The 7,961-nt window shown below is 43.1% G+C and carries 8 protein-coding genes; all 8 read left to right on the top strand.

Annotated features, from left to right (window positions below; translation table 11 throughout):
* A partial coding sequence (gene porV / locus AACZ11_RS10835; protein ID WP_290624904.1) for a type IX secretion system outer membrane channel protein PorV occupies positions 1-783 on the top strand: 783 nt, incomplete at its 5' end.
* 2 nt (positions 784-785) lie between these two features.
* A complete protein-coding gene (cdd, locus tag AACZ11_RS10830) occupies positions 786-1,268 on the top strand; it encodes a cytidine deaminase (protein ID WP_290624903.1) in 483 nt (160 codons plus the stop codon).
* Between the two features lie 104 nt (positions 1,269-1,372).
* On the top strand, positions 1,373-2,371 hold the full coding sequence (pdhA, locus tag AACZ11_RS10825) for a pyruvate dehydrogenase (acetyl-transferring) E1 component subunit alpha (protein WP_034259382.1): 999 nt from the start codon (positions 1,373-1,375) through the stop codon (positions 2,369-2,371).
* A gap of 3 nt (positions 2,372-2,374) precedes the next feature.
* Positions 2,375-4,048, top strand: a complete 1,674-nt coding sequence (locus AACZ11_RS10820) for a pyruvate dehydrogenase complex dihydrolipoamide acetyltransferase (RefSeq protein ID WP_290624902.1) — start codon at positions 2,375-2,377, stop codon at positions 4,046-4,048.
* Positions 4,049-4,123: 75 nt separating this feature from the next.
* Complete coding sequence (locus AACZ11_RS10815) at positions 4,124-4,807, top strand: SDR family oxidoreductase (protein ID WP_290624901.1); 684 nt, start codon at positions 4,124-4,126, stop codon at positions 4,805-4,807.
* Between the two features lie 3 nt (positions 4,808-4,810).
* Entirely contained in the window at positions 4,811-5,407 is a 597-nt protein-coding gene (locus AACZ11_RS10810; protein WP_290624900.1) for a SprT-like domain-containing protein, read from the top strand.
* Positions 5,408-5,411: 4 nt separating this feature from the next.
* Entirely contained in the window at positions 5,412-6,491 is a 1,080-nt protein-coding gene (locus tag AACZ11_RS10805; RefSeq protein WP_290624899.1) for a mannose-1-phosphate guanylyltransferase, read from the top strand.
* A gap of 3 nt (positions 6,492-6,494) precedes the next feature.
* Complete coding sequence (locus AACZ11_RS10800; RefSeq protein WP_290624898.1) at positions 6,495-7,931, top strand: DUF389 domain-containing protein; 1,437 nt, start codon at positions 6,495-6,497, stop codon at positions 7,929-7,931.
* Positions 7,932-7,961 lie beyond the last annotated feature (30 nt).

The raw sequence follows: 7,961 nt of genomic DNA, 5'->3' as shown, positions 1-7,961 counted from the left end.
GCAGACCAAGAGCCATTGATCGTGAATCCTAACGAGTTTCTTTTTGATGTGTCTTATTCACTTCGATTAAGCGAGCGTTTCTCTATGGCCGTTGCCGGACGCTATATAAATTCTAATTTGAGATTTCCTTCCCAAACTTCTGGTGATGCTAGTGCAGCAAGTACTTTTGCGGTAGATGTTGCAGGATATTACCAGAGTGAGGAAATTGCCTATAATGATTTTGACGGAAGATGGAGAGCCGGTTTTAACATCTCGAACCTGGGTCCAAAACTGAAATACGATGAAACAGGACAAGAGAACAACCTTCCAACCAACCTTGCTTTAGGAGGTGGTTTCGACTTCATTTTAGATGAATACAATAAGGTCGGGGTGTCTCTTGAATTAAATAAACTATTGGTCCCTACGCCGCAGGATTTTGATGGTGATGGCGATATCGATGCCGAAGACGACCAAGAATACGAACAAATTGGTTTCTTTGAAGGAGTTTTTAAATCTTTCAACGATGCTCCGGATGGCTTTAGTGAAGAGTTGAAAGAATTCACTTGGGCTTTAGGTGCAGAATACTGGTACAATGATGTATTTGCTTTTCGTACCGGATACTTCAATGAAAGTGATGTAAAAGGATCCAGGAAGTTCTTGTCTCTGGGGGCCGGTTTTAAATATACAGCAATTAATATCGATCTGTCGTACCTCTTCTCTACATCCAATGTGGTGAGCCCATTGGAAGGAACACTCCGTTTCGGACTTACCTTCAATTTTGGGGATGAGTATGACGAATACTAGAAATGAAAAAAATAAAGATTGAAACTCATTTGGAGGTTTTTGATTCTCTCTTAGAACTTCCAAAAGACATACAAGATCTTATGAATAAGGCGCAGCAAGCTCGTGAAAAGGCTTATGCGCCTTATTCGCGTTTTATGGTGGGGGCGGCATTGCAATTGGAAACGGGCGAAATAGTTATGGGAAGCAACCAAGAGAATGCTGCGTTTCCCTCCGGTCTTTGTGCAGAGCGTGTGGCGGTATTTCATGCCGGAGCTAACTATCCAAAGAAAACCATTAAACATATGGCCTTAACGGTTCGATCCCTCAATCACACCGTGAATACACCTACACCTCCCTGCGGTGCCTGCAGGCAGGCCTTGGCAGAGTATGAAGTGAATCAGAAAAAGCCTTTGGCGATCTATTTTATGGGAGAAACGGGGCCTGTGGTAAAGGCAGCTTCTGTTAAAGAACTATTACCTCTTGTATTTGACAGTTCCTATCTTTAATTATTCGAGTAAAATTAAGAGTTAGCTGTTTTGTAGTCCTTCAGAATATAGTATTTTTGTTATTCGTGCAATACATTCCGCAATGGAATGATGACAACTGGTTCATGAAAAAAATTACAAAGCAAACGTATCTCGACTGGTACGAACACATGCTCTTTTGGCGTAAGTTCGAAGACAAACTAGCGCAAGTCTATATCAACCAAAAAGTAAGAGGCTTTTTACATCTTTACAATGGTCAAGAGGCTGTATTGGCCGGATCCTTACACGCCATGGATCTTACCAAGGATAAAATGATCACCGCGTATAGAAACCACGTGCAGCCTATTGGCATGGGCGTTGATCCCAAACGCGTGATGGCTGAACTCTACGGCAAAGCCACCGGTACTTCTCAAGGGTTGGGGGGGTCTATGCATATCTTTTCAAAAGAGCACCGGTTTTACGGCGGCCACGGTATTGTGGGCGGACAGATCCCATTAGGGGCCGGGATCGCTTTTGCCGATAAATATTTCGAGCGTGATGCGGTAACCCTCACGTTCATGGGGGACGGCGCCACAAGACAAGGGGCTTTACATGAAACTTTCAATTTAGCCATGTTGTGGAAATTGCCGGTAGTCTTTTGTGTGGAGAACAATGGCTACGCCATGGGAACATCTGTGGCACGTACCGCAAATCACACCGATATTTGGAAATTAGGTCTCGGGTATGAAATGCCTTGCAAACCCGTAGACGGAATGAAACCCGAAGTGGTTGCCAAAGAAATGGACGAAGCGATTGAGCGGGCACGACGCGGTGACGGACCTACCTTTTTAGAAATCCGTACGTACAGATACCGTGGTCACTCCATGAGTGATGCGCAGCACTATCGCACCAAGGAAGAAGTTGCAAAAAAGCAAGAAGAAGATCCTATCTCGTATGTGTTGAACAAGATCTATGAAAAGAAATGGGCCACCGAAGCCGATATCAAAAAGATCGATAAACGCGTAAAGGATTTGGTAACCGAATGTGAAGAATTTGCCGAAAATTCACCATATCCTGAAAAGAATGTGATGTACGATACCGTATACGAACAGGAAGATTATCCATTTTTACCTCACAAATTATAAGCTATGGCCGAAGTAATTAACATGCCGCGATTAAGCGACACCATGGAAGAGGGCACCGTAGCCACATGGCTGAAAAAAGTTGGAGATACGGTTGCTGAAGGAGATATTTTAGCTGAAATTGAGACAGATAAGGCGACCATGGAATTCGAATCTTTCTACGAAGGAACATTGTTGCATATTGGGATTGCTGAAGGTGAGACCGCAAAGGTTGACAGCCTTCTTGCGATCATAGGAGATAAGGATGAGGATATTTCTAGCCTCATCGATGGTAGTAGTGCCTCGGAAGCAACAAAAGAATCTTCTAAAGCTGAAGCCGACCAAGAAGCCAAGGCTGAATCTAAAACCACTTCTGAAAAGGAGGAGGCGACTTCAGAAACCTCCGAAGATGGCTCGAAGGATTTTCCTGAAGGTGTTGAGATCATCACCATGCCGCGATTAAGTGACACGATGGAAGAAGGAACGGTGGCAAGTTGGTTGAAGAAAGAGGGCGATGCTGTAGAAGAAGGGGATATTTTGGCCGAAATTGAAACCGATAAGGCCACTATGGAATTTGAATCTTTCTATGCCGGAACCTTATTGAAGATTGGTATTGCTGAAGGAGAAACGGCAAAGGTAGATGCCTTGCTTGCTGTGATTGGGCCAAAAGGCACCGATGTTTCAGATATACTAAAGAATTATAAGACGGGATCTTCTAAGAAACCTACTTCGAAACCTTCAGAAAAAGAAGAGAAAGAGCAACCATCTACTTCCGAAGCAAAAAAGACTTCAGAAACAACCGAAAAATCCGCTTCAAAACCATCACAAACCCAAGCGGCATCCAGCCAAGACGGAGGTCGTATATTCGCTTCACCCTTGGCTAAAAAGATGGCAGAGGAAAAGGGAATTAATTTGAGTAGGGTACGAGGCAGCGGGGAAAACGGACGCATTATAAAGAGCGATATCGAGAATTATCAGCCTGCTTCCGGAGGCGTCGAAGCATACACGCCTGCAGGAGAAGAACGTTTTGAGGAGGTCAAGAATTCGCAAATGCGAAAGACCATTGCAAAACGTTTGGGGGAATCGAAATTTACAGCACCGCATTACTACTTAACTATAGAATTGGATATGGATCATGCCATTGCCGCACGTACGGCGATCAATGCCAATCCGGAGGTCAAGATATCCTTTAACGACATGGTGGTAAAGGCATGTGCTATGGCACTTCGCAAACATCCGCAAGTTAACAGTCAATGGACGGGAGATGCTACCCGAATTGCAAAGCATATTCATATTGGCGTCGCCGTTGCTGTTGACGAAGGCTTATTGGTACCCGTCTTGAAGTTCGCAGACCAGATGACCTTTTCGCAAATAGGTGCCAATGTAAAAGAATTGGCCGGTAAGGCAAGAAGTAAGAAGATCACTCCGCAGGAGATGGAAGGAAGTACTTTTACCGTATCAAATTTAGGAATGTTTGGAATTAAAGAATTTACTTCCATCATCAACGCTCCCAATTCCGCAATTTTATCGGTTGGGGCTATTGTTGAGAAACCTGTAGTGAAGAATGGAGCCATCGCAATTGGAAATACGATGACGGTCACTTTAGCCTGTGACCATCGTACGGTAGATGGTGCAACAGGTGCCCAATTCTTACAAACCTTACGACAATATATAGAGAATCCGGTAACCATGTTTGTATAAAGCTATGTTGCCATGAACGCTATCCCGCTATTTTCAGGTATCATGAAGATAGCGGGATTTGTGTATATTTAGGATATGAAGAAGAACATCATTATTACAGGAACGAGCCGAGGAATTGGTTTCGAAATGGTTCCATTGTTTGCCAAAGACGGGCATAACGTTTTGGCACTTTCCCGAAATGAATCACCGGTCTCCGGTTTAAATTTGAAATCCTGTAAAGCTATTCCATTTGATATTACAAACAGTGACGACCTTCAACAGGTCACAACCTATGTAAAAGATAACTGGGGACATGTCGATATACTCATCAATAATGCCGGATATTTGGTTACTACTCCTTTTGCCGAAATAAGCATGGCTTCGTTTCAAAGATCTTACGAAGTGAACGTTTTTGGTGTTGCTGCATTGATCCAAAACATACTTCCCTTTATGAAACATGACGGCCATGTCGTGAATATTAGCAGTATGGGTGGGGTGCAAGGGAGTGTTAAGTTCCCGGGACTTAGTGCGTATAGCAGTAGTAAAGGAGCACTTTGTACACTTACCGAAATATTAGCAGAAGAATATAAAGAGACGGGCCCTTCCTTTAATGTACTTGCCCTTGGTGCTGTAAAGACCGAAATGTTGGAAGAAGCGTTTCCCGGATACGAGCCACCGGTCTCCGCATTGGAAATGGCCCGGTATATTACAGAATTTGCAAAGAATGGTCAGAAGTTCTACAACGGCAAAATTCTTCAAGTTTCTAGTTCAACGCCCTAATGAATGACGAAAGTTCTTAGCACATACCTACCGGAAGTTGCCGTACAACCCGTATTCGAATTGATAAAAGTTAACAATGTACATCTAAAGATCGTGAACGAACGGGTCACACGACATGGGGATTATAGAAGGATGCCCAACGGTCACCATCAGATCACAGTGAACGCAAATCTCAATAGGTATCGCTTCTTGATTACACTTATCCATGAGATCGCGCATTTAGTGGCTTTTCAAAAGTATGGACGCACTATTAAGCCTCATGGGAAAGAATGGAAATTTACCTTCCAACAACTCATGTTGCCGTTTTTAAGACCCGAAATTTTCCCACCACAGTTATTGCCCTTATTAGCGCTTCATTTTAAGAATCCAAAAGCGACCAGTGATACAGATGCTACACTGGCATTGGCCTTGAAACAATACGATCCTGCCAACGATAAAAACTATATCTTTGAAATACCCCCAAACGGACTTTTTAGATTACACAATGGGAAGGTGTTTAAACGCGGTAATAAAAGAGTGAAACGATACGAATGTTTGGAAGTGGCTACGGGGCGTATATATTTGTTTAACCCCAATGCCGAAGTTGAATTTATACACTAAGAGAATGAATACAAATTATTATGCGGTGATCATGGCCGGTGGTATAGGCTCAAGGTTCTGGCCGGTGAGCACTACGGCGTTTCCAAAACAATTTCACGATATGTTAGGAACGGGTCAGAGTCTGCTGCAAAAGACCTTTTCCCGACTCAACCGCCTTATTCCGTCTCAAAATATCTACGTGCTTACAAACGAACGATACTTAGATCTCACACTAGAACAACTACCCCAGATTGATGCCACGCAGGTAGTTCTTGAGCCCGCTATGCGGAATACGGCTCCTTGTATTTTACTTTCCGCATTAAAGATCCGGAAGGAGAATCCCAATGCGCTTATGTTAGTTGCGCCCAGTGACCATCGGATCGAAGACGAAGCGGCCTTTATTGAAGATGTTCAAATGGGTTTTGATGCCTGCCAAAGGCAGGATATGCTGCTTACCTTAGGGATACAGCCTACCTTTCCCAATACCGGATACGGCTATATTGAAAGTGTTGAAAAAGGAGCAAGTCCTATTAAAGAAGTGAAGCAATTTCGTGAAAAACCAGACTACGAAACGGCGAAACAATTTATTACGGAAGGAAATTTTTTATGGAATGCCGGAATCTTCTTGTGGAGTGTTAAAAGCATTCTCAACGCTTTTGAACAGCATATGGCGAAAATGTATGCACTTTTTGCTGAAGGTGTCCCTGTGCTCAACACCGAAGCCGAGTCGGATTTTATTACAGCGCAATATGCTAAGGCCGAGAATATTTCGATCGATTACGGTATCATGGAACATGCAAATAATGTTTTTGTAAAGAAAGCTGCTTTCGACTGGAACGATCTGGGTACCTGGGGTGCCTTATACGATAAAATGACCAACGAGCCTAAGGAGAATGCCATAGTTCGCGCCATCCCACATCTTAAGGATGCGGAAGGAAATATGATCTACACTGCTTCAGAAAAATTGGTGGTTGTAGATGGTATTAGTGATTATATTATTGTGGATAAGGACGAAGTGTTGCTTATCTTTCCGAAGAAAAAGGAACAAGATATAAAAAGCTTGCTTCAAGAGGTAGGAAAAAAATTTGGTGAAAAATACACGTAGTCTATGAGTACTTCAGAAAATAAAAAGGACGTACAGGTAACGCCCAATGATGAACAGTTTGATTCTGTGAAGCTGACTACTTGGGAAGGTATCAAGAAGTTTCTACGGGAGTTACTGGACATTCGAGGAGATTCAGATCGGGATGCGACCATCGAGGCAGTAAAGAAAGATATTTCTTTTAAAGGACATACGGCCTGGATCCTTATATTCTCGATCTTCGTGGCTTCCATCGGGCTCAATGTGAGTAGCGCAGCTGTTGTGATTGGTGCCATGTTGATCTCGCCATTGATGGGTCCCATTGTGGGTGTGGGGCTTTCCGTTGCAATTAATGATGTTGAGACCTTAAAGCGTTCGCTTATCAATCTTGGCGTAATGGTGTTTCTTAGTGTTTTAACAGCCTTTCTATATTTTAAGCTGTCACCCCTCACTGAAGAAACCCCCGAATTACTGGCGCGTACCTATCCCACTATCTTAGATGTATTGGTTGCTATCTTTGGCGGTTTGGCATTAATTGTTGCGAAGACCAAAAGTGGAACTATAGCCAGTGTGATCTTTGGGGTAGCTATCGCCACAGCGCTTATGCCGCCCTTATGTACGGTGGGTTACGGGTTAGCGATTGGGAATGTACAGTATGCCGGCGGCGCTCTTTATCTTTTTTCGATCAATGCTACATTTATAGCACTCTCCACCTTTATAGTCTCGAAATTGCTGCGCTTTCCTTTGGTTCGTTATGCAAATTCGAAGCGCAGAAAGCGAATTGCACAGGTGGCCTCCCTTATTGCCTTGGTAGTGATGGTGCCTAGCATCATTTTGTTCTTGAACCTCTTAAAAGTTCAAGTGTATGAGAATCGGGCAAAGGAATTTGTAAAGGAAACGATTAGGTATGACGGAGCAGAGATCGTGAAATCCACACAAGATTACGAAACTCAATCTATCGACGTCTATCTTATTGGTCAGCCAGTACCACAAACCAAGATCAACGAGTGGAATGCCATGTTAAACGATACCGAACAATTAAGCGATGTAAATCTTCGAATCTTTCAAGGGACAGACCAAAGCGGGGCTTTTGCCGAAAAGCTTTCAGGAGAGGTGAAGGCAGGCATTCTTGAAGACCTTTACGTAAAGAACGAGCAGGTGATTCGGGATAAGGACGATCGCATTTCGTTCTTAGAGAATGAGATCGCTAATTTGAAGATTAAGAACGTGCCATTTCAAGAGTTGAGCGAAGAAGTAAAGATAAATTATCAAGATATCGAGACCTTCAGTTATTCAAATAAGATTACAACCAATTTTGAAAAGATTGACACATTACCTGTTATTAATGTTAAATGGAAGACCGGGGTATCAAGTAGATCACGGCGGGAACAAATGAAGCGCTTGGAAACATGGCTAAAATTTAAAATGAAGTTGGATACTATAAGCGTGGCAGAATATCCTTAACGAAAAAAGGCACTCGAGAGTGCCTTTTTT

Source organism: uncultured Altibacter sp. (assembly GCF_963972995.1).
Classification (GTDB): Bacteria; Bacteroidota; Bacteroidia; order Flavobacteriales; family Flavobacteriaceae; genus Altibacter.
Note: the sequence above shows the minus strand (reverse complement) of the source record. Positions and strands in the feature narration are given on the sequence as shown.

What these genes read in the sequence shown, in the direction of transcription:
- AACZ11_RS10805 (WP_290624899.1), top strand. Translation starts at nt 5,412, where the DNA reads ATGAATACAAATTATTATGCGGTGATCATGGCCGGTGGTATAGGCTCA.
- AACZ11_RS10800 (WP_290624898.1), top strand. Translation starts at nt 6,495, where the DNA reads ATGAGTACTTCAGAAAATAAAAAGGACGTACAGGTAACGCCCAATGAT.
- pdhA (WP_034259382.1), top strand. Translation starts at nt 1,373, where the DNA reads ATGAAAAAAATTACAAAGCAAACGTATCTCGACTGGTACGAACACATG.
- AACZ11_RS10820 (WP_290624902.1), top strand. Translation starts at nt 2,375, where the DNA reads ATGGCCGAAGTAATTAACATGCCGCGATTAAGCGACACCATGGAAGAG.
- AACZ11_RS10815 (WP_290624901.1), top strand. Translation starts at nt 4,124, where the DNA reads ATGAAGAAGAACATCATTATTACAGGAACGAGCCGAGGAATTGGTTTC.
- AACZ11_RS10810 (WP_290624900.1), top strand. Translation starts at nt 4,811, where the DNA reads ATGACGAAAGTTCTTAGCACATACCTACCGGAAGTTGCCGTACAACCC.
- cdd (WP_290624903.1), top strand. Translation starts at nt 786, where the DNA reads ATGAAAAAAATAAAGATTGAAACTCATTTGGAGGTTTTTGATTCTCTC.